Origin of the sequence: Hymenobacter ginkgonis (assembly GCF_009755225.1) — a bacterium.
Lineage (GTDB): Bacteria > Bacteroidota > Bacteroidia > Cytophagales > Hymenobacteraceae > Hymenobacter > Hymenobacter ginkgonis.
On the sequence record NZ_WQKZ01000002.1, the window covers coordinates 193795 to 215037 of the forward strand.

The 21243-nt window shown below is 59.6% G+C and carries 17 protein-coding genes; 6 read left to right on the forward strand and 11 right to left on the reverse strand.

Going from position 1 to position 21243, the window contains the following annotated elements; translation table 11 throughout:
• Positions 1-161 precede the first annotated feature (161 nt).
• The 3 genes from GO988_RS06620 to GO988_RS06630 all read left to right on the forward strand — a co-directional run bounded on the left by GO988_RS06620 (position 162) and on the right by GO988_RS06630 (position 4377).
• Positions 162-1763, forward strand: a complete 1602-nt coding sequence (locus GO988_RS06620) for a hypothetical protein (RefSeq protein WP_157563334.1) — start codon at positions 162-164, stop codon at positions 1761-1763.
• Positions 1764-1975: 212 nt separating this feature from the next.
• Positions 1976-3307: an NAD(P)/FAD-dependent oxidoreductase gene (locus GO988_RS06625; RefSeq protein ID WP_157563336.1), complete on the forward strand. Its 1332-nt coding sequence runs from the start codon at positions 1976-1978 to the stop codon at positions 3305-3307.
• A 239-nt stretch (positions 3308-3546) separates the two neighbouring features.
• The gene (locus GO988_RS06630; RefSeq protein ID WP_157563339.1) at positions 3547-4377 is read left to right on the forward strand and encodes an alpha/beta fold hydrolase; all 831 of its coding nucleotides are present in this window, start codon (positions 3547-3549) and stop codon (positions 4375-4377) included.
• 63 nt (positions 4378-4440) lie between these two features.
• Here the strand turns inward: GO988_RS06630 and GO988_RS06635 are convergent, their stop codons facing one another.
• Positions 4441-7326 (reverse strand): PD40 domain-containing protein, encoded by a 2886-nt coding sequence (locus GO988_RS06635; RefSeq protein WP_157563342.1) that lies wholly within the window; start codon positions 7324-7326, stop codon positions 4441-4443.
• Positions 7327-7436: 110 nt separating this feature from the next.
• On the opposite strand from GO988_RS06635, the gene GO988_RS06640 reads away from it, so the two are divergent.
• Positions 7437-7994 carry a YceI family protein gene (locus tag GO988_RS06640; protein WP_157563345.1) on the forward strand — a complete coding sequence of 186 codons (558 nt, stop codon included), beginning with the start codon at positions 7437-7439 and terminating at the stop codon, positions 7992-7994.
• Between the two features lie 72 nt (positions 7995-8066).
• On the opposite strand, the gene GO988_RS06645 is transcribed toward GO988_RS06640, so the two are convergent.
• The 10 genes from GO988_RS06645 to GO988_RS06690 all read right to left on the reverse strand — a co-directional run bounded on the left by GO988_RS06645 (position 8067) and on the right by GO988_RS06690 (position 17604).
• Positions 8067-8450, reverse strand: coding sequence for a DMT family transporter (locus GO988_RS06645; RefSeq protein WP_157563348.1), 384 nt, complete (start codon positions 8448-8450; stop codon positions 8067-8069).
• Complete coding sequence (locus GO988_RS06650) at positions 8447-9484, reverse strand: sterol desaturase family protein (protein ID WP_157563351.1); 1038 nt, start codon at positions 9482-9484, stop codon at positions 8447-8449. Before GO988_RS06650 ends, GO988_RS06645 begins: the two co-directional genes overlap by 4 nt.
• Positions 9485-9704: 220 nt before the next feature.
• Positions 9705-10589 carry an N-acetylneuraminate synthase family protein gene (locus tag GO988_RS06655; RefSeq protein ID WP_157563353.1) on the reverse strand — a complete coding sequence of 295 codons (885 nt, stop codon included), beginning with the start codon at positions 10587-10589 and terminating at the stop codon, positions 9705-9707.
• 140 nt (positions 10590-10729) lie between these two features.
• Entirely contained in the window at positions 10730-11257 is a 528-nt protein-coding gene (locus GO988_RS06660) for a KdsC family phosphatase (protein WP_157563355.1), read from the reverse strand.
• 113 nt (positions 11258-11370) lie between these two features.
• Positions 11371-12177: an SDR family oxidoreductase gene (locus GO988_RS06665; protein WP_157563358.1), complete on the reverse strand. Its 807-nt coding sequence runs from the start codon at positions 12175-12177 to the stop codon at positions 11371-11373.
• 87 nt (positions 12178-12264) lie between these two features.
• On the reverse strand, positions 12265-13566 hold the full coding sequence (locus tag GO988_RS06670; protein WP_157563361.1) for an aminotransferase class III-fold pyridoxal phosphate-dependent enzyme: 1302 nt from the start codon (positions 13564-13566) through the stop codon (positions 12265-12267).
• Positions 13567-13630: 64 nt separating this feature from the next.
• Entirely contained in the window at positions 13631-14584 is a 954-nt protein-coding gene (locus tag GO988_RS06675) for a transketolase family protein (RefSeq protein WP_157563364.1), read from the reverse strand.
• Between the two features lie 129 nt (positions 14585-14713).
• On the reverse strand, positions 14714-15571 hold the full coding sequence (locus GO988_RS06680; protein ID WP_157563370.1) for a transketolase: 858 nt from the start codon (positions 15569-15571) through the stop codon (positions 14714-14716).
• Positions 15572-15689: 118 nt separating this feature from the next.
• Positions 15690-16484, reverse strand: coding sequence for a cytidylyltransferase domain-containing protein (locus GO988_RS06685; RefSeq protein WP_157563373.1), 795 nt, complete (start codon positions 16482-16484; stop codon positions 15690-15692).
• A gap of 52 nt (positions 16485-16536) precedes the next feature.
• On the reverse strand, positions 16537-17604 hold the full coding sequence (locus GO988_RS06690; protein ID WP_198172550.1) for a hypothetical protein: 1068 nt from the start codon (positions 17602-17604) through the stop codon (positions 16537-16539).
• Between the two features lie 128 nt (positions 17605-17732).
• On the opposite strand from GO988_RS06690, the gene GO988_RS06695 reads away from it, so the two are divergent.
• Positions 17733-19364: a glycoside hydrolase family 43 protein gene (locus GO988_RS06695; protein ID WP_157563376.1), complete on the forward strand. Its 1632-nt coding sequence runs from the start codon at positions 17733-17735 to the stop codon at positions 19362-19364.
• A gap of 91 nt (positions 19365-19455) precedes the next feature.
• On the forward strand, positions 19456-21144 hold the full coding sequence (locus GO988_RS06700) for a sodium/sugar symporter (protein WP_157563381.1): 1689 nt from the start codon (positions 19456-19458) through the stop codon (positions 21142-21144).
• The last annotated feature ends 99 nt before the right edge of the window (positions 21145-21243 follow it).

Genomic DNA, 21243 nt, shown 5'->3' on the forward strand with positions numbered 1-21243 from the left:
TTTCCGGTGGAGACTACTTTTTTTGCTAGATTTATAAATAGCGTTAAAAACCGTGAAGTTGATGCTTTAATAACCTGATAACTTAGTTTTAGCGAGCTGCGTAGGGACGGCACCACACTGGCGATAGCCAGCGTCGTTTCCTCACCAACCCCGTTAGCTTAATGACTTCTTTTCGACACTTCAGGGTGCCGGCGCTTGTGGCGTCGGGCCTGGCTGTGGTAGTGGCAGTAGCCTGCAATGGCGGCAGCACCAGTACCACCACCGACGCTACCACGGCCCACGAGGCGGTGGGCGACACCACCAAAACCGGCGCCAGCAGCACGGCCCTGCACGCTGGCAGCATTGAGGCCGGCCGCGACGTGTATCGCTACGAAACCTTCGGCGATGAGGGCTTCTGGACCGATGCCGTGCGGATGCCCCAGGGCATGAAAAACGCCAAGTTGACGGTGCTGCAAGCCCTACAAGCTGGCGTGAGCTTCGACGTAGACGCTATTCCGGCCGACCTGAAAACCGTGCTAGCCAGCGAGGTGAAGACCGACCACTCGCCCGCTAAAGCGCCTAAGCTCAACGACCCGGCTACCCTCGACGCGCTGGTGAAGGCCAACGCCGTGATTGGCATGGTGCCCAAGGGTGGGAAAGTGGGCGTAACCTGCGCTCTGTGCCACGCCATTACCGATAAGTCGATGTATGAAGTGACGGGCAAAGGCACCATTGGCAAGCGCATTGATGGCCCTACCCCCCATGGCCTCAACGTGGGCAAACTGCTGGCCACCGGCGCCAACACCCGCGCGCTCTTTACCACGGCGCAGCTGCAAAACCCCGATGGCAGCACCATCGGCCGGGCGCCGAAAGGCCTGAAGGCCAACTCGACGGAGGCCGAGTTTGATGCGTATTTCAGCAACCCAAAGTACTACCCCATTGGCACATTCGACGACTCGCCCGATGGCAACGGTAACCCGATTCACATCACGCCCTTCTTCCGCCAGGATTTGGCGGCGCCCTATGGCTCGTCGGGCCAGAACAGCGACCTCAATGACTTCAACAATACGGTGTACACCGCCTTGTTTGACCAAAGCAACCTGCTGTCGCCGGGCGGCATGCAGTTCATTCATGGCCTCGGCGCCACGGCCGGCGATTCGATGCTGGCTGGCTATAAGCGCGTGCTGGCAGCTACCGGCGTTACGGGCTACCCCTACGTGACGGCCCACATGCAGGGCAAAGCCGGCGACCCGCCTACCCCCACCGGCAAGCGCGTAGACGAGCAAAAGCTGCGCGATTTGCAGGCCTACGTCAATAGCCTGCAGGCGCCCAAAGGCCAGGTAACCGACGCCGCGTTGGTGGCCAAAGGCCGCGCCATTTTCATCTCCGATAAGTGTACCGATTGCCACAATACCAATCAGGGCATTGCCGTGCAAAGCAAGCTTGTGCCGATGAACGTTATCTGGCCTGCGTATGCACCCAAGGTAATTGCCCAGCGCAAGCCGCCGCTCACGCCCATCCAGAACGCACCCGGCACGTTTGATGATAAAATGATTGTGGTGGATGCCAGCCCCGGCGGCAGTATTCGGGGCAATGCCCTGCCGCTGTTGCTCGACCTAGCCCGTAAGCCCGTGTTCTTGCACGACGACTCGGTGCACGGCCTCGATGAGCTGCTTGACCCCAAGCGCGGCAAAACTTCGCCGCACCCGTTCTACGTTGTTACCCCCGCCCAGCGGGCCGAGGTGGTTGCCTACCTCAAAAGCCTTGACACGGACAGTAAATAAGCTGGCCCCTACCCCCTAGCTACCCAAAAGGCCCGCAGCTGTAGTTGCGGGCCTTTTGGGTAGCTAGGGGGTAGGGCTACTTTTGCTTTCTGGGCAGCAAAAACTTATTCTGTATGTCTTCCGGCTCGTGGCCGAGGTAGGCCAACGCGGAGCCCGCGCCAGCCGTATTGCTGATGCTCTAAACCGCGCCGGCCCGCACGCATTTTTATTACATGGAAGGACTCACGAAAATCGAAGACCTGGGCAAACCCCGCGTCGTCATTGTTGGCGGCGGTTTTGGCGGGCTGCAACTGGCTAAGTCGCTGGCACATGCCCCGGTGCAAGTCGTACTCATCGACAAGCAGAACTACCACGGCTTCTGGCCGTTGCTGTACCAGGTGGCTACGGCGGGCCTCAACCCCGACAGCATCGTGTCGCCGTTTCGCAAGATTCTGAACGAGCAGGAGAATTTTTATTTCCGCATGGCGGAGGTCGAATCCATCGACGCCAAGGCCCAAATTGTAGAAACCTCCATTGGGCTGCTGCGCTACGACTACCTGGTGCTGGCAACGGGCACCACGTCTAACTTCTTCGGCGACGAGCAAATGGCCCACAACGCCATTGCCCTCAAAAACGTCACCGATGCCATTGAGCTGCGCAACACACTGCTTTCCAACTTCGAGCAAGCGCTGCAAATTGGCGACCAGGAAAAGCTCAACAGCATGCTCGACTTCGTGATTGTGGGCGGTGGCCCTACCGGCGTCGAAATGGCCGGCGCCTTGGCCGAGCTGCGGGCCCACGTGTTTCCGCGCGACTACCGCGAGCTTGACCTCAAGCAGATGGATATTTACGTGGTGCAAAGCGGCCCGGTGCTGCTCAAGGGCATGTCGGCCGAAGTATCGGCGAAAGCCCTTCAGTACCTGAAAGAGCTGAATGTGGAAGTGCTGCTTGAGAGCCGGGTGAAATCATACGACGGCTACACCGTTACGCTCAGCACTGGCCAGCAGCTTATTACGCGCACGCTTATTTGGGCGGCGGGCGTTACGGGTGCTCCCATCAAGGGCCTCGACCCGGCCGCGCTGCTCAAAAACAACCGCTACGCCGTGAACGAAAGCAACCGCGTGGCCGGCTACGACAACGTGTTTGCCATCGGCGATATCGCCCAGATGACCACCGCAAAGTACCCCGATGGCCACCCGCAGGTGGCGCAGCCGGCCATTCAACAGGGCCGCCACTTGGGCGAAAATATCGGGCGAGCCGTAGCGGGGCTGCCCATGCTGCCCTTCGAATACGACGACAAAGGCACGATGGCCACCGTGGGCCGCCACCGCGCCTTGGCTGATATTCAGCTCTTTGGCAAGCAGTACCACCTTACCGGCTGGATAGGCTGGCTGGCTTGGAGCTTTGTGCACGTGCTAGCGCTGGTGAGCTTCCGCAACCGCATTGCGGTGTTCTTTATCTGGGGCTGGAACTACATCACCCAAGACAAGGGCATGCGCTATATCATTGGCCAGGTGAAGGCCCCGTGGCGCGAGAAGACAGCCGAGGCCAAGGCTATCGTGTAGCCTAATTCTCTTGCCAACTGAGCGTGCAATTATTCTTTAGAGGTGACCTCTTATAAAAAAAGTTATAGCATCTCTAAACTAAGATTTAGCAGCCAATACCTGTCATTCTTACCATCCTGACGGTTATTATCAGCACTACGTAGCCCATCGGCTTTAAATATCTTTCGTACTGATTGTGTTATTGTAAAGGTGTTCGTAAGTTTAGGTAAACTATTAGCTAGACTTGACTGACAGCTTGCATGAATGCTATTACTTCTACTACTCTTCTCCGAAGCAATGTAACTATTTCGGGAAACAAGAACGCGGCTGAGACCATTGTGTTCTTGCATGGCCTGGGTTCTGACCAAACCTCCTGGCGCCACCTTGCGCCAGCTTTCGAAGACCGGTACCAAGTAGTGCTGCTCGACTTAATTGGTGCGGGCAAATCTGACCTGCAAGCCTACAGCTATGCCAAACATGCTTCCCTCGCGGCCCACGCCGACGACCTGCTGGCGGTGTTGCACGAGCTGACGCTGTACAACGTCGTTTTTGTGGGCCATTCCATCAGCTCCATGATTGGGGTGCTGGCGGCCATTAAGGAGCCGGCGCGGTTTGGGCGGCTAGTATTGCTGACGCCGTCGCCGCGCTTTATCAATGCAGCAGGTTACGCCGGGGGCTTCGAGCAGAAGGACATCAACGAGCTGCTGGCGGCCATGGAAAACAATTACCACGGCTGGTCGCAGGGCATTGCCCCGGTGATGATGGGGGCCGATAGCCACGAGCTCATCTTGGAGCTAACCAATAGCTTTTTGCAAACAAACCCCGCTATTGCACAGCACTTTGCGCGCGTCACATTTCTCTCCGACCACCGCGCCGACCTACCCCACCTCACTACCCCGTCGCTCATTTTGCAGTGCGCCCACGATGTAATTGCGCCGCTGGCGGTGGGCGAATACATGCACAAAAACCTGCCCGACAGCCAACTCGTTGTCATTGATACGCCCGGCCACTCGCCCCACCTCACCGCTCCCGACCTGACGCTGCGCGAGATAGAGTTCTTTTTACAGCTGGCGCCCGTGTTTCCGCGCTAACATGCGGCAAGTCGGCCGGGCTCGTAGCTCGCCTTTGGGCAGTCTGCGAACCCGGCCGTTTTTTTAGAGGCGTACGCTGAAAGCCAGCGGCTGCACCACCACTTGCTGCAAGCGGCTGCTGTAGGCCACCCGCACGCCCGCCTCGATGGGCGTGCGCAGGTGAAATACGTTGAACAACGCCAGGGCATCGACGCCCACATTCTGGAAATCTTGGTAGGCCCGGCCGGCACTGAGTAGGCTGCTACCCCGTGCTACATCGGCGAAGGCCGTGGCGCGCAGGCGCTGCACGTAGAGTACCCGCCCCAGCGACCAGTGCAGGAACGCCAGCGGCAGGTTATAGTCGGCGCTACCCACCGCCAAACGGTCGAAGCTGATGTAAGTCGTTTCGCCGCGAGGGTAAGAAATGGCCGTGCTGAAGTTGTATTGATTTTGCTGCTGGTATTGGAAACCTCCGCGCAGGCGCAGTGCGTGGTGCGGCGCCAGGCCCGGCAGGTACACGCCCGCCTGCACGCCCACCTGGCTGGCTTGCAAGCTGGTACCGAAGGGCGTGGTGCGGTAGGTAGCCAGCAGCGTAGCGCCGCCGCGCGGGGCCACATCGCGAGCGCTTTGCTTGAGCTGGCTGGCGTAGGCTAGGCTGGCTTGCACGGCGTGCAGCGGCTGGTTGGGGCCCACGTCGGAGCGGCTACGCAGGGGCAGGTCGTAGTTGTACACCCGCTCATTCAGGTAATACGCGCCCAGCGTGAGAGTTTGCAAATACTTCGAGCGCGTGAGCACCAGCGGAATGCGCGCTCCGGCCAGTAGGCGCGCCACCTGCCACTGGTCGCGGTACACGGTGCCTTTGCTGTCCACGATGCTGGCATCGCGCCCGCCGTAGCTGGCCTCCACGTCCAGTACCGGGGGCAGGCCCTGGTAGCTGAGGGCGCCCGTTACGGCAAACGTACGCTCGGTTTGGTCATACGTCAGGCCCGCGAAGGCCTGGGTCGTGCTCAAAAAATCCTGCGAGCGCACGCCCACGCTCACCGCATTGCCAGAGGGGCTCTGCACCACCCCGTAGCTGAAAATGCGAAACGCGTGCGCCAACGGCCGGTAGCGCCGCACCCCGTAGCGCGGCCCCGCCGAATCGGGCGAGGCCAGCAACTTGGCGATTTGCGGCGCGGCGGGCTCGCCCGCGGCCAAGCGCTCGGCGTAGGGGTCGGCGGGGGCATCGGTGCGGGCGGGGGTAGGGAGGGCCGTCCAGGTGGCCGGGCTCAGGGGCATTTCGACTACGCGGGCACCCGTGGCGCGGTAGTCATAGAAAGCGAGCTGGCGGCCATCGGGGCTCACCGCGGCGTGGTAAGCTCCAAAGGGCCGGTTAGTTACCTGGAAAGTCTGCCCCGAAGCTACGTTAACGGCATACACATTATCTATCCCCGACTGTGGCGAATTATACAGCACGTAGTCGCCCCAGGGCTGCGGGCTGGCTAAGTTCACATTCGCCACCGGCAAAATATTGGTGGCTAAGCCACTAGCCGGGTCGAGAATTTGCAAGGTTTTACCGGCTGCACTCAGCGCTACGGCTACCACGCGGCGGCCGTCGGGCAGCCAGCGCGGCTGCTGGTAAAAGTCATTGTGCGGGTTGGGCAAGGTTTGCAGCACCGTGCCGGTCGTGGCATCGAGCACCAGTAGGGCGTGGTGGTAGCTGGCATCGGTGCGCACGGCCACCAAGCGGTTACCATCGGGCGAGAGCGCGGCAGCGGCGTAGCGCTGGCCCTGGCCCACGCGGGTGAGCCGGCCAGTTTTCAAATCCAGCACTTTCAGCTCCGAATATACCTTCTGCCCCCAGCGCGGACTCTGCCGAAATTCGGGCCACACCGCCCTACCCCCGCCCACCGACAGCAGCTCGGGAATATTGAGCGCCCCCAGCGTGAACACGCGCCGCTCGCGCCCGTGGTGGCCCAGCAGCACCAGCTGCGCAATGTCGCCGAGGCCACTTTTAAGCGCCAGCACCGTGCTATCGGTCACGTACTGTGGGTATTGGTACTGCGTAAATACCCGTAAGGGGGCTTGCCCCGCCAGCTCACGTACCGCAGTGGGGGTAGGGCGGGCCGCCTGCTCGGCCCGCCAAGCCGAGTCGAGCTCGTGCATGGTGCGGGCGTATAAGTCCTCCACCCGCAGGCCGGTAGTGCGCCGGATGCTATTTGAAAACGAGAAGGGGTAGAACGGAAAGCGGTAGTACTTATCCAGCACCTGGCTCCACACGTTGGCGCCGTAGTGAGCTTTGGCATAGGAGGTTAGGTAGTAGCCTAGCACATACCAGTTCGGCACGTTGTCGCGCAGCGAGCCGTTCACCGCCTTTTGATAGTTGTAGAGCCGGCCTTCCAGCAAGTTGGCCCGCAGCCCTACCCCAAAAAAGGGGATGCGCCCGCGCCCACTGCGCGTAAGGGCCGTTTCGGTACCCACGGCGTCGCCCTCAAAAAACCACTGCGGCACGCCTACTGCGCCCACGCCCAGGCCGCCCTCGCCCAGTAGCGGCACCAGCAGCCGCCCTATCCCCTGCCGCGCCTTATCAAACTGGTTAACGTGCCGAAACTCGTGCACTACCAGCCCATCCAGCCAGTCTACGGTGCCCAGGCCTTGGCCTTGGTCGGGGGTAGTGAAAAATTCGGCGTGGCGCGGCAAAAACGTCACGAAGCCATTGCTTACCGTGGTTTGGTTTTGCAAAACCACCGCAATGGGCCGGGCCTGCACGCCGAGCGTGGCGCCATCGGGGCCGTGCACCGCTTCGAGCCGGCCAGCCGTGCGCTGGGCCGCCGTATCGAGCCCCGCCGAGTACAGCACCCGAAAGTGTGGCGTGCGCACTTCCTGCCAGCGCAGCGCGGGCTGGTTTTGGCTGATGATGGGCAGGCTTTGGGCAGCAACTTTGGCGGCAGCTAGCAGCAGAATAAGCAGGGCGGGCAGTGGGCGGGGCATGGGGAGCAAGTTACTACCCCCACCCAATGCGAAAATAAATGATGTTGGTACATCAGTCTAAAAAACCTCCTTATATTTGCCGCACCTTTCACATTAACTCCCTCCACACCATGTCTGAAACTGCCACCGCCACTACTACCAAATGGGTGCTCGACCCCATGCACTCCGAAGTGCAGTTCAAAATCAAGCACCTGGTTATCTCGACCGTTACGGGTTCGTTTAAAACTTTCCAGGGCTCGGCCCAGACGGAAGGCGACTCGTTTGAGAACGCCAACATTGAGTTTACGCTCGACGTGGACAGTGTGGATACCAACCAGCAGCAGCGCGACGAGCACCTCAAGGCCGAGGATTTCTTCAACGCCGCGGCTTTCCCCCAAATTAAATTCACGTCTACGTCTTTCACCAAGACCAGCGGCGACAACTACAAATTGGTAGGCAACCTGACCATTAAGGATGTGACCAAGCCCGTGACCCTCGATGTGGAGTATGGCGGCTCGGCCGTTGACTTCTACGGCAATACCAAAGCTGGCTTTGAAATCACAGGCAAAATCAACCGCAAAGAGTACAGCCTGACCTGGGGCGGCATCACAGAAGCCGGCGCTATTGTACTCGGCGACGACGTGAAGCTGAATATCAACGTGCAGTTTGCCAAGCAAGCAACTGCGTAAGTAGCTACCGGACTACGCACTATACAAGAACGGCAGGCTGAGCCTGCCGTTCTTATTTTATATAGTTGGCGTCTACGCCGTGCGTTTCAGGCCGATGATGCCTACTAAAATGCAGCCGATATAGAAGACGTGGACCCACTGAAAGGCTTCTTTCAGCACGAGTGTATCCACGATTTTAATGCCGACCAGGGCCATACCCATCCAGATGGCGAAGGCCGTGGAGGCGGGAATGACGTTGAGCGCTTTCGAGAAAAAGAATACGTTGCCCACTCCAAATGCTACGTAGCAAATGGCGGGTATCAGCGTGAGTAGGCCCGTGGGGTTGGCAAAAAAGTGCGACCAGTCGATAGCCTTTATTTTGGCAACGCTCGTGTACTTGAGGCTGTAGTTCCAGCAAACCTCCATCACGGAAGCCAGCAGCAGGTACAGCCAGGCGGGGTTAAAACTTAGGCTCAAGAGGCAGCAGTAACGGGGCGGGAGGACTCGACGGGGGTAGAGACGGACGCGGCGGGCGCAGGGTTGCCGCCGGGGCGCAGCGCGGGCACCGTCGCATCGGCGCCTTGCGTTACCTCCCAGCCTTGCAATACTTTAGCGGCGGGCAGGCGGTTGCCTACCCAGTTCAGCAGGCGCCAGCGCACGCCGTGGTACTGCCGGAAAACGACCGACTTTTCGGCCAGCGCAGCTTCGTCGAAGCGGTAAACTGAGAAGGCATGCTGCGCAAAATAGTCCTTTGGAAAAGCGTAGGGTAGGCCCCAGCGTTCGGGCTTGCGGTTGGCGGGTAGGTAGGCGGTGCCGAAAAGCCAGTCCCAGACCGCGAACTTGGTCGAAAAGTTGGCGTAGTACACCTCCTCGTGGTCGGCGTGGTGCCAGAGGTGCATTTCGGGGCCATTGATAACGTATTGCAACTTACCGGATTTCACGTCAATGTTGGCGTGAATGTACATGCCCCACACCGCATCAATCAGCGCCTTAATGGGCACTACTATCGGGTTGGCCCCGAGCAGCACGATGGGCGCAAACTCGATGGTTTGGTTGATGATAATCTCGACCGCGTGCGAGCGCGAGCCCGCCAACCAGTCTACTTGCTTGCCCGAGTGGTGCGCCTCGTGCGTGCGCCAGAAAAAGGCGCTATTGTGCTGGAAACGGTGAAACCAGTAGATGTAGAAGTCGTGGGTTATGACAAAAAACCCAACCTGCGCTACCACCGGCCAACTGCTTACCCAGTGAAACTGCGTGCCGAAGCGCGCCGCCAGCGGCGCGATGATGAACCCAAAAATCAAAATTTGCAGGAAGTAGCTCTGCACCAGCGTGTACCAAAACAAGTCCACAAATAGCCCTTCGCGGAAGAACGGCAAGCCCTTGCGGTACGGAAACTTGCGCTCCAGCACCAGCAGTATTACCACTGCCAGCAGCAGTATCGGCGTGGTAATCATCGTGGTGCGGCCCACGGCGTTTAGGCTGTGATAAAAGGCGCTTATCGGCTCCAGCATAGCGTATTCGATAATGTGGTAACTCTGCCCCTAACTGCCTGCGGCGGCCGAATGTTCGCCTGAGCATAATGTAAAACCGGCTTCCTTGTAAAAATAAGAACGTCATGCTGAACATAAGGAAGCATCTTGGTCGCTTCATCAGGTTGGCAACCCAACGATTCGAGCGAGATGCTTCGCTGTGCTCAGCATGACGTTCTTGATTTACCGTTAGCCCTTTGCGCTACGCCGCCGTCACCTCGCGGCGCAGGCGGCGCAGGGGCTCCTTCTCGCTTTCGTACACCACTTTCACACCGTCGCCGAGGCCAGCCTCGGTGTCGCGAATGTCGCGCACGAGCTTGGCCATGCCGCCGGGCTCTACGCTGGCGGCGTGGTCGCTACCCCACATGGCGCGGTCGAGGGTGAAGTGGCGCTCCACGAACGTGGCGCCCAGGGCTACGGCCGTTACGGTGGTACTCAGGCCGGTTTCATGGCCCGAGTAGCCGATGGGCGTGCCCGGAAACTGCTGCATGAGGGTTTTAATCATGCGCAGGTTCAGTTCTTGCGGGGGGCAGGGGTAGGCCGACGTGCTGTGCGCAATCATCAGGTTGTCCAGGCCGACATAGGCCACGGCGTCTGTAATTTCCTGCTGCGTGCTCATGCCGGTGCTCAGCATGAGGGGGCGGCCGGTGGCGCGCACGCGGTCGAGCAGCGGCTTATCGGTGAGCGAGGCCGACGCCATTTTGTAGAGCACGGGCTGGAATTGCTCCATAAAATCGACCGACGGCTCGTCCCAGCACGAAGCAAACCAGTCGATGCCGCGGGCCTTGCAATAGTCGTCAATGGCCGTGTATTCGGCCTGGCCAAACTCCGTTTTGCGCTTGTAGTCGATGTAGCTTATGCGGCCCCAGGGGGTGTCGCGCATCTTCTCCCACTGGTCTTTGGGCACGCACAACTCGGGGGTGCGCTTCTGAAATTTTACCGCGTCGCAGCCCGCGGCCACCGCCGCATCGATGAGCTGGCGGGTAATGTCGAGCGAACCGTTGTGGTTAATGCCGATTTCGGCAATGATGTAGCACGGCTGGCCGGGGCCAATGGCGCGGTTTTTCTTAATCTGAACAGCAGACATACGGGAGAGTAGGTGGTGGGCTTAAATGTAGTGAGACGCAGAAACAGCGGAAAAGCAACCTAACCGAGTAACCCGCCAACAGTTTTTCAGGCTGACAAACGAGACGACGCTACTACCCGGATTTTATTTTAACGCCCCATTTATTCGGAGCCGCGGTCGGCGGCCGGCGCGCCGCCTTGGCAGCTGATAATCAGCTCGGCCAGCTCGCGAAACGCGCCGTGGCCCCCATGGGCCTGGCAGCGATAGTCGGCTACGTCGCGGGCAAAAACCGTGGCATCGCCGGGGCAGGCAGCCAGGCCCACGAGGCCTAGAATGGGTACATCGTTGGTATCATCGCCGATGAAGGCCACCTGCTCGGCGGTGAGGCCCGTGCGCGCCAGAATCTCGCCCAGCAGCGGCGCCTTATCCTTAATACCAAGATGCAACTCCGTGATTTTAAGCTTCTCGGCGCGTTTGCTTACCGAGGGCGAGCGCTCGCCGGTCACAATGCCCGTTTCGACGCCCACGGCGCGCAGGCGCTCCACGCCCATGCCATCGCGGATGTTGAAGCGCTTCAGCACTTCGCCGCTCTCGCCATAGTACACGCCGCCGTCGGTGAGCACGCCGTCGCAATCGGTGAGAACAAGTTTAATGCGGCGGGCTTTTGCGGCAAGGTCAGCGTGCTTCATGTACTGGTTTAGTGAAATTCTACCCGAAATTACTACCCAATTGCTGGTAGCGCGGGTTTTGCAAATCGGGCCCGCCCGGCCTAAATGCGAGCTACAAAATCCGTGCTACGCGCTTAAATAGCTGTCCAGCCGCCATCTACTACCAGGTTGGCCCCGGTCATGTAGGCCGAGGCGTCGGAGGCCAGAAATACTACCGCCCCTTGGTAATCGGTGGGCGTGGCCATGCGGCCCAGCGGCGTTTTGGCGCTGTACTGCTTCACGAAGAAGGCATCCTGGCTGTTCTCGACGCCGCCCGGCGAGAGGGTGTTTACGCGTACGCCCCTACCCCCCCAGTACGCGGCCAGGTAGCGGGTGAAATTCACCACCGCACCCTTGGTCATGGGGTAAGAGGGTGATTTATAAAAGGTTTGCTCGCCGGCCTCGTTGCGGTAAATGCTCTGGTCGGGCCCCACGATGCCGTAGGTGCTGGCCACGTTAATAATGGAGCCGCTGCCCTGCTCGGCCATGGGCGTGCCAAATACCTGGGCCGCCAGGAAGATGCCCGTCACGTTCACTTCCAGCACTTTCTGAAAGGTGGCGAGCGGAAAATTCTCGAACTTGCTGAGGTCGGCGGCCAGCGCCGGGTTCTCAAACATGTCGTTGATGGCGGCATTGTTAACCAGCACATCAAGGTGGCCAAAATGGGTGATGATTTCGTCACGCGCCGCGGCCAGCGACTCGGGCGAGGTCACGTCTACGGCCAGGGGCAGGTGCCTACCACCGGGCAAGCCGACAGCTACTTCGCGCGCTTTATCGAGGTTGAGGTCGGCTACGACCACGTTGGCGCCGGCGGCGGCGAGCGCCGCACAGTGCTGCTGGCCAATGAGGCCGCACGCGCCCGTAACGATGGCGGTTTTGTTGGTTAGGTCGAAGAAATTCATGAATGATAACGTTCTCGCGCGTGCCGCGCCCCTACCCCCCTGTAAGGAAAGCAGCGGCTGCGGCACGCGCGAGGGGGTAGCAAAAACCTACTTCACCTTGGCCGGGGCCGCGTTAGTCACCTTGCGGAACACGGCCTCCACGGGCTCGCCTTCGAGGCGCGAGGCTACGTCGCCCTTCTCGATGGCCTCCTTCAGCAGCGGCAATACCGCTTCGTAGGCAGCCAGTGTTTTAGCCACGTCCTCGTCGGTGTGCGAGAAGCTCATGTTGTGGAAACCTCCCCACAGGACGCCCTGCTTGAACAGCTCTTGCTGCACGAAGGCCTTCACTTCCAAGGGATTACCGGCGCTGGCGTCGAAGGTAACGATGCTGCGGCAGTCGTAGCCGTAGCACTTGGTGTAGCTGCTCAGGCCGAGGTCGGCGGCGATTTTATTGTAGCCTTCCTTCAGCTTATTGCCCTGGCTGGCCAAGAAGGCGGGCACGTTTTTCTCGCGCATCTCGCTGATGGTGGCGATGGTGGCCGCCAGGCTCAGCGCTTCGCCCCCGAAGGTGGTGAAGAAAAAGACGTCTTGCTCGAACAGTTGCAGCACGTCTTTGCGGCCGGTGAGCAGCGCGATGGGCATGCCGTTGGCGCAGGCTTTAGAAAACACTGCCAAGTCAGCCTTGATGCCAAAATACTCCTGCGCCCCGCCGATGGCAATGCGGAAACCCGTCCACATCTCATCGAAGATTAGCAGCGTGCCATTCTCTTTGCAGAGGCGGGCTACTTCGTGCAGGAAATTGTCTTTAGGCGCGTCGAAAATAAACGGTTCCAAAATAACGCAAGCCACATCTGGGGTCAGCAATTCCTTGAACGAATCGAGGTTGTTGTACTCGAAAGCGCTCACTAAGTCTTTGCTTTCCTGCGGAATACCCTTGTCGCGGCTCGTGGTGCCGATGTACCAATCGTGCCAGCCGTGGTAGCCGCAGCACAGCACGTGCGGGCGCCCAGTGAAGGCGCGCGACACGCGCACCGCCGCCGAGCACACGTCGGCCCCGGTCTTGCTGATGCGGATGCTTTCGGCGTTCGGGATAATCTCGTGAATCAGCTCCGCAACCTCTACTTCCAGCTCGTGCATCATCGAAAATGTGATGCCGTCTTCGAGCTGTGCCTTGATGGCCTCGTCTACGCGGGGGTAGGCGTAGCCCAAGCTCAGCGGACCGATACCCATCTGGTAGTCAATGTATTCGTTGCCATCCACGTCCCACACGTGTGCGCCTTTGCCACGCTTCACGTACTTCGGGCTGGCGCCTTTGGTGTACTGGCCCGGCCCTTTGGCGAGGGTTTGAGTAACAGGCGTCATGATTTTCTGCGCCCGGGCGTAGAGGTCGTCGGATTTGGGGAATTTCATAGAAAAGGAATAGTCCTAAGGATTTAAGAAGCGGGACCGCTTTTTTGCGTAAATAAGTCAGTCGCTACTCGGCAAATTCGTTTTCGACCACCTTGGTTTTGGCGCCGAAGGTGTGCGCGCCGTCGCCGAGGCGCTCGCCAATGCGGCGGGCAATGTGCTGGCCAGTAAAGCCTTCGTATTCGAGCACTTCGCTCAGCAGGCCGGGCTTATACCAGCGCTCTTTGAGGGCGAGGGGTAGGACTTTGGCCGTCAGCTCGTGTTCGAGCAGCAGCTCGGCCAAAATAGAATAGAGGCCGCCGGTCTGGAAGTGATCTTCCAGCGTCACCACGAGGCTACCCCCCTTCACCACGTCGAGCACGGCGGCTTCGTCGAGCGGCTTGAGGCTGCGCAGGTTTACGAGGCCTACCGAGTACCCGGCTTCGATTAGCAAGTCCTTGGCGATGAGGGCTTGCTCGAACAACATCCCGTAGGTAAGGAGGGTGATGTCGGTGCCTTCGGCCACGATTTCGGCCTTGCCCATTTCAAACGGCGCGTGCTGGTAGGTGGCGGGGCGCGTGTTTACGCGCAGGTAGGCGGGGTCGGGCGAAGCCCAAATGGCGGGCAGCATGGCCAGCATATCCTGCTCATCGGCGGGCGCAAAAACCGTCATGCCCGGAATACCGCGCATCAGGCTCACGTCCTCGATAGCTTGGTGGGTAGGGCCATTGCCGTCGGATAGAAAACCAGGCACGAACGCGCTGATTTTCACCGGCAAATGCGGAATCCCCACGTCAGTCCGGATAAACTCAAAAGCCCGCAGCGTGAGGAACGTGGCCAGGGCGTGCACCACCGGCACGCGGCCGCGCAGCGCCAGGCCGGCCGCCGCGCCAATCATGGTTTGCTCGGTGATGCCCGTGTCGATGAAGCGTGGCCCCAGCGGCCCCGGCAGGTTGCGGATAAGCGCGCGGTTTTCGGCCGTCATCACCAGCAGGCGCTCGTCGGCCAGCGCAGTTTTATGGATAAGCTCTTCGTAATTCATACTTTAAAATGTCCTTATAACAGCTACCCTTGCGAGGAGGAACAACGAAGCCATCGCCTCGAGGCGATACCCAAACGATTTCGTACTGGGGCAATTGCTTCGCGTTGCTCGCAACGACAGCCGAATTAACTACCGAACGGTTAGGGTTTCGCTGGTGAGCTTGGTGGCTTCCTGGCTGTGCAGTTCCTCAAGCAGCGAGGTTACCTCGTCGCTGCTGAAGTTGCAGAACCAGCGGTCGGCGCGGCGCTCAATGCTGGGCAGGCCCCTACCCCGCACCGTGTCGCAGATGATGACGGAAGGCTTGTCTGGGCTGAATGGCAGGCCGCTAAACGCTTCTTCCAGAGCCACGAAATCGTGCCCGTCGATGCGTTTTACCACGGCACCAAACGCCTCAAACTTGGGCGCCAGCGGCTCCAATGGTATCAGGTCTTCGGTGGCGATGTTGGCCTGGAAGTGATTGCGGTCTACCACAATCGTCAGGTTGTTGACTTTGTGGGCGCTGGCCACCAGCAGCGCTTCCCACACGGTGCCTTCGTTGAGCTCGCCGTCGCCGGTGATGACGATAACCTTCTGGTTTTGGCCGCGCATACGGGCATCTAGGGCCACGCCCAGCGCCACGCTCGGCAAGTGCCCCAGCGAGCCCGAGTGAAACTCGACACCCGGTACGCTCCGGTTGGGGTGCCAATAAATGGAGTCGTTCGACTTTAGGTGGTTGTTCAGCCGCTCCTTGGGCATGAAGCCCAGCTCGGCAAACGTGCCGTAGAGGGCCGGCACGTCGTGGCCTTTACTCAAGAACAAATAATCGCGCTCAGGGTCGGTGAGGTTGCCCGGATGCACATTCAGGAAGTCGGCGTAGAGGTACACCAGCAGGTCGGCGCAGCTGAGCGAAGCTCCGGTGAAGCAGCCGCCATCGGTGCTGAGGCGGACGATGTGCTCGCGCACGCGCAGGGCGAGGGCTTCGAGCTCGTGTTGTTTTTCGGAAGTCATATAATCGTTGTTATACGGAACCTGCCCAAGCATCTTGCGTGGGGTAGTAACTCACTTGATTAGTGAGCACTGCTGCACACGAGATGCTTCGGCAGGCTCCGCATGACGTGCTAGGTTTTTATAGTTGCTTCGTATTACCCGCATCCACCGTTTTCAATTCGTCTAAGTGGTTGCGGTACCAGTTTACGCCGGCCAAGTCGGCATTTAAGGCGTAAATGTCCGGTCTTTGTTTTAATAATGTCAGAATATCTTCCAGCCCAAAGTGCGGATTGGCCGGGTAAAGCGCCTCGTACACGGCCTTGATAAACTCGTAATCAGCCGGATAGTCAATGGTGAAGCGGTGCGACATCGAGTAGTCGAGCCCCGTTTCCCACGCCACGTTGGCCAGCCGAAAGCGGTCGGGGTTTTCCCAAAAGAAGGGGGTAGTGTGCTCGCGCTCCAGCGGGCGGCGGGCTTCGCGCCAAGCCGTTTCGAGGGCGGCGAAGGTCATCACCTCCACGTCGTTGCCGTCGGGGTAGGTAGCGGGGTGCAGGTTGCTTATAAAATCGTACTGGCCGGCCGTTTCGGTATAAAACCCAAGTACCTTATCAATGATAGCCGGGTCAATGAGGGGGCAATCAGACGGAATTTTTACTACCGCCCTCGTCTCGTCGAAGTGGGTAGCCGCCTGGTAGTGGCGGTCGAGCAAGTCGAGCGCGCTGCCCCTAAATACCTCTATACCATGTTGCTCGCACAGCGCCGCCAGCGGGTCGTCGCTGGCCTCGTCGGTGGTGATGACAGCCACGCGGCCTGCTAACTTCGCTTGCTGCACGCGCTCGACTTGCCGCACCAGCAGCGGCCGGCCACACAAGTCGAGGCTGACTTTGTCGGGAAGGCGAGAGGAGCCGCGCCGAGCCTGTATGAGTGTGAGCATGCAGTTAGTATATAACGTTACGATTAGGGCACAAAACGAAACATAAAAAGCACTAAAGCGCCGCCGCTTTGGCTGCTAGCGGTGCCGCAGAAACTGCGGCCGGCCGATACTGACGCAAAAATGCGGAGCCGCTGCCTTCAAACCGCCCAAACTGCCGGCAAATATCGGCGATGCGCTGGGCGCTGGTGCCGCCGTTCTGAATGGGCAGCTTGCGCTTCAGGTCCTCCACATCGAAGTACGAATGCACCGGAATACCCAAGGCCAAACCTACGTAAGCCACTGTGCTGTACTGCGTTACTAGCTCCACCGAATTGGCAATCATCTCCTCGGTATTGCCGCTGGTGTAGATGCGCGTGCCGGGCGGAGCGTATTTTTTTACCTCGGCGGTGGCGCGCTCCATGTTTTCGTTGGGGTGAAACTTGAAAATCATGGGCCGGCCGGCGGCAATGCGCGTGGCGTGGCGAATAAACTTTTTGCGGTTGTCGGGCCGGAAGGTTTCGCGCATGTCGGTGGTGGCTACCAGCACGTAGCCGCGGTGCGGAAACGAGTTGGTGCGCAGCTTCTCAATGTCGTCGAAGTTGGGAATGCCCGTCACAATCAGCTTCTCCTTATCAACGCCAATCTTCTGGAAGTGCTCGGCGTAGCCCGGCGAGGCCACGCAGTACACATCGCAGCAGTTGTTCATCCCATTGAGGGCCGTGCTAATGGTGAGGATGGGGAAATTAGTGAAGCGCTTCACCAGGCGCGCCCATAGGTTAAGCGGGTCCGTCATGCCTTCCTGCACAAACACCGACTTGGTTTTGGCCAGCAGCGGCCAGGGCACGATGATGTCGGAGCAGCACACGATGAGGTCGTAGTCGTGGCCCAGCACGCGGTTCTCGAAGTCGTTGCGCAGGCGGTGCTCGGCCAGGTATTTGTCGGCTTTTTCCTTGATGTGGCCCTGCACGATGGTGGTTTTTAGCAGCTCATTGCGCAGCAGCCACTCGTAGAAGCCGCGCATCCAGCCATCGTAGTAGAGCTGGCTAAAGTACGGCTCGTACTCGTCTTCGAGTAGCTGCGCCACGCGGTGCATTTGCGTGGTTTGGTTGGGCGAGCCGATAAGGTAAAGCGCTTTCTTCACAAGCGGAAAAAGGTAGGTATGCCTACAAAAATACAACGCCAAGCGAATGGTAACCGGCCCCTAAGAAAACGATTGTGTACGAGCGCCGGGCCTACCTTAGGCCCGCGCTGCCATCAGTTTAGCCCCTTATGCGTCTGTTTTGCCTGCTTCTGCTACTAGCCGCCATTAGCCTTTGCGGGCCGGCGCAAGCACAGCCTACCCCCCCGCCCCCCGCCTGGGTGCCCGATTTGGGCAATGGCCAGTATAAAAACCCTGTGCTTTACGCCGATTATTCGGACCCTGACGTGGTGCGGGTAGGCGAAGATTACTACCTCACCTCGTCGAGCTTTAACGCAGCGCCAGGCCTGCCCATTCTGCATTCTAAAGACTTGGTGAACTGGACGATAATCGGCCACGCGCTGCCCGTGCAGCCACCCCGCGACCGCTACGACCAGGTGCAGCCTGGCAATGGCGTGTGGGCGCCCGCCCTGCGCTACCACAAAGGCTTGTTTTACCTCTACTACCCTGACCCCGACCTCGGCATTTTTGTGACGACGGCCCGCCATGCGGCCGGCCCCTGGAGCGCGCCCGTGTGCGTGAAGGCTGCTAAGGGCTGGATTGACCCTTGCCCTTTTTGGGATGAAGATGGCCGCGCCTACCTCGTGCACGCCTTTGCGGGCAGCCGCGCGGGCATCAAAAGCGTGCTGCACGTGAGCGAGCTGGCCCCCGATGGTTTCAGCCTGCTTGGCGAGGATAAGCTGGTATTTGATGGGCACAAAAACCACCCCACTATAGAGGGGCCTAAGCTGTACAAGCGCCACGGCTACTACTACATTTTTGCGCCGGGCGGCGGCGTGCCCACCGGCTGGCAAGTGGCGCTGCGCAGCAAAAACGTGTTCGGGCCCTACGAGGATAAAATTGTGCTGGCCCAAGGCCCTACCCCCACCAACGGCCCGCACCAAGGCGCCTGGGTCGATACGCCCGATGGCCAGCAAGATTGGTTTCTGCACTTCCAAGACCAGGGCGCCTATGGCCGGGTGGTGCACCTAGAACCCATGAGCTGGAAAAACGACTGGCCTATTATGGGCCTCGACCCCGACGGCGACGGCACTGGTCAGCCGGTGCTCACGTACCGCAAGCCGGCGGTGCGGGGCAAAGTGGCCGTGGCGGTGCCCGCCACTTCCGACGAGTTTGCGAGCCAAACGCTGGGCTTGCAGTGGCAATGGCAGGCCAACCCGCAGCCGCAGTGGCTGGGCCCTACCCCCGCCGCGGCCGGCCAGCTGCGCCTGGCGGCCGTGCCCGCGCCCGCCGTGGTCAAAAACCTGTACTTGGTGCCCAACCTGCTGCTGCAAAAGCTGCCAGCCGAGCAGTTCACCGCCACCACCAAGCTCGCCTTCTATCCTAAAAATGAAGGCGAGCAAGCGGGCCTAGTGGTGCTGGGCATGGACTACGCCAGCCTCACGCTCACCAGCCGCGGCGGCCAGCTACACCTCACCCAAAACACTTGCCTCCAAGCCGACAAGGGCAACCCCGAAACCAGCTCGCCCCCGGTAGCCCTACCCCCCGGCCAAGCGCTGTACCTGCGGGTAGCGGTGCGCGCCGGGGCCCGCTGCCAATTTAGCTACAGCCGCGACGGCCAGCAGTTTACACCGCTAGGAGCCGAATTTATGGCCCGCGAAGGCCGGTGGGTAGGCGCTAAAGTGGGGCTGTTTTGCCTGGGAGCGGCGGCCCCTACCCCCGCCGGCTACGCCGAGGCCGATTGGTGGCACGTGACCCCCTAATGTCCAGTTTTTTCTTGGCGCAATCGATTGCATAGGCTCAAAAGCCGAAATTTGCCCTACTTTCGTTTTCCATTCGTTTTTTCCCCACCCTATGCACCAGCTGGCTACGCTAGACTACATAGTCTTTTTTGTTTACTTTTTTATAGTAGCCGGCTACGGCGTCTGGATTTATAACCGCAAGACCGGCCACGACGGCACCATCGAGGGCGACTCGAAGGACTACTTCCTAGCCGAAGGCTCGCTGACGTGGTGGGCCATTGGCTCGTCGCTGATTGCCTCCAATATCTCGGCCGAGCAGTTTGTGGGCATGTCGGGTTCGGGCTTCAAGATGGGCCTAGCCATTGCCACCTACGAGTGGATGGCCTCCATCACGCTCATCATTGTGGCGGTATTTTTCATTCCGGTGTACCTCAAGAACCGCATTTTTACGATGCCGCAGTTCTTGCACCAGCGCTACAACGGCACGGTGGCCATGATTATGGCCGTTTTCTGGCTGCTGCTCTACGTGGTGGTGAACTTGACGTCGATTCTCTACCTCGGTGCCATTGCCGTGAGCAGCATTGCGGGCCTCAACCTGGACTTCTGCATGTATGCGCTGGCCATCTTTGCCGTCATCATCACGCTGGGCGGCATGAAGGTAATCGGCTTTACGGACGTTATTCAGGTGTTCTTCCTCATCCTGGGCGGGCTGGCTACCACATACTTGGCGCTCACGCTGGTGGCCGAGCACAACGGCACCACGGGCATCCTCAACGGTTTCAGCATCATGAAGACCGCCGCCAACGACCACTTCCACATGATTTTCAAGCGGGATAACCCCAACTATCTCGACTTGCCGGGCCTCACCGTGCTGCTCGGCGGTATGTGGATTGTGAACCTCAATTACTGGGGCTGCAACCAGTATATCACGCAGCGCGCCCTGGGTGCCGACCTGCCCACGGCCCGCGGCGGCCTGCTCTTCGCGGCGTTCCTCAAGCTGCTGATGCCGGTTATCGTAGTTATTCCGGGCATCGCGGCCTACGTGCTCTACAAGCAAAACGTGTTTGGAGCGGGCGAGTTTGGGTCGGGCGCCGACCTGAACCCTGACCGCGCTTACCCCGTGCTGCTCAACATCTTGCCCGTAGGCCTCAAGGGGTTGTCGTTTGCCGCGCTCACGGCGGCTGTGGTAGCCTCGCTGGCCGGCAAGGCCAACTCCATCGCCACTATTTTCACGCTCGACGTGTACAAGAAGGTCCTGAACCAGAACGCTTCGGAGAAGAAGCTGGTGGCCGTGGGCAAAATCGCGGTGGTCGTGGCCATGGTGCTGGGCGTGCTCATCGCCCCGCACTTGGGCATCGATAAGAAGGGTGGTTTCCAATACATTCAGGAGTACACGGGCTTCGTGTCGCCGGGTATTTTCGCCATGTTCATCCTGGGCTTTTTCTGGAAGAAGGCCACGTCGAGCGCCGCGCTGTTTGCCACCATTGGCGGTTTCGTACTGTCGGTGATACTCAAGTTTTTGCCTACTCACATGGACCTCGGGTTCCTGGCGCCCTTTGGCTTCGCCGTGCGGCCCGCAGGCTCCAGCGTGTACGAGATTCCGTTTCTCGACCGCATGGGCTTTGTGTTCATCTTCTGCATCTTGGGCATGGTGATTATTAGCCTGATTGAAAACGCCCGCGGCGTTAAGACCAACGGCCTCGAAATCGACTCGTCGATGTTCAAGCCGCACGCCACCTTCACAGCCGGCGCCGTGCTGATTCTCGGCATTATCGTAGCCTTGTACTCGGTATTCTGGTAGGGCCCTACCCCCTTCACACGGCAAAAGGCGCCGCATGCTCAGCATGCGGCGCCTTTTGGTTTTTAGGCACTAAAATGAAGCTGTAGAACGCTTTGCTGT

What these genes read in the sequence shown, in the direction of transcription:
- GO988_RS06620 (WP_157563334.1), top strand. Translation starts at nt 162, where the DNA reads ATGACTTCTTTTCGACACTTCAGGGTGCCGGCGCTTGTGGCGTCGGGC.
- GO988_RS06625 (WP_157563336.1), top strand. Translation starts at nt 1,976, where the DNA reads ATGGAAGGACTCACGAAAATCGAAGACCTGGGCAAACCCCGCGTCGTC.
- GO988_RS06630 (WP_157563339.1), top strand. Translation starts at nt 3,547, where the DNA reads ATGAATGCTATTACTTCTACTACTCTTCTCCGAAGCAATGTAACTATT.
- GO988_RS06635 (WP_157563342.1), bottom strand. Translation starts at nt 7,326, where the DNA reads ATGCCCCGCCCACTGCCCGCCCTGCTTATTCTGCTGCTAGCTGCCGCC.
- GO988_RS06640 (WP_157563345.1), top strand. Translation starts at nt 7,437, where the DNA reads ATGTCTGAAACTGCCACCGCCACTACTACCAAATGGGTGCTCGACCCC.
- GO988_RS06650 (WP_157563351.1), bottom strand. Translation starts at nt 9,484, where the DNA reads ATGCTGGAGCCGATAAGCGCCTTTTATCACAGCCTAAACGCCGTGGGC.
- GO988_RS06655 (WP_157563353.1), bottom strand. Translation starts at nt 10,589, where the DNA reads ATGTCTGCTGTTCAGATTAAGAAAAACCGCGCCATTGGCCCCGGCCAG.
- GO988_RS06660 (WP_157563355.1), bottom strand. Translation starts at nt 11,257, where the DNA reads ATGAAGCACGCTGACCTTGCCGCAAAAGCCCGCCGCATTAAACTTGTT.
- GO988_RS06665 (WP_157563358.1), bottom strand. Translation starts at nt 12,177, where the DNA reads ATGAATTTCTTCGACCTAACCAACAAAACCGCCATCGTTACGGGCGCG.
- GO988_RS06670 (WP_157563361.1), bottom strand. Translation starts at nt 13,566, where the DNA reads ATGAAATTCCCCAAATCCGACGACCTCTACGCCCGGGCGCAGAAAATC.
- GO988_RS06675 (WP_157563364.1), bottom strand. Translation starts at nt 14,584, where the DNA reads ATGAATTACGAAGAGCTTATCCATAAAACTGCGCTGGCCGACGAGCGC.
- GO988_RS06680 (WP_157563370.1), bottom strand. Translation starts at nt 15,571, where the DNA reads ATGACTTCCGAAAAACAACACGAGCTCGAAGCCCTCGCCCTGCGCGTG.
- GO988_RS06685 (WP_157563373.1), bottom strand. Translation starts at nt 16,484, where the DNA reads ATGCTCACACTCATACAGGCTCGGCGCGGCTCCTCTCGCCTTCCCGAC.
- GO988_RS06695 (WP_157563376.1), top strand. Translation starts at nt 17,733, where the DNA reads ATGCGTCTGTTTTGCCTGCTTCTGCTACTAGCCGCCATTAGCCTTTGC.
- GO988_RS06700 (WP_157563381.1), top strand. Translation starts at nt 19,456, where the DNA reads ATGCACCAGCTGGCTACGCTAGACTACATAGTCTTTTTTGTTTACTTT.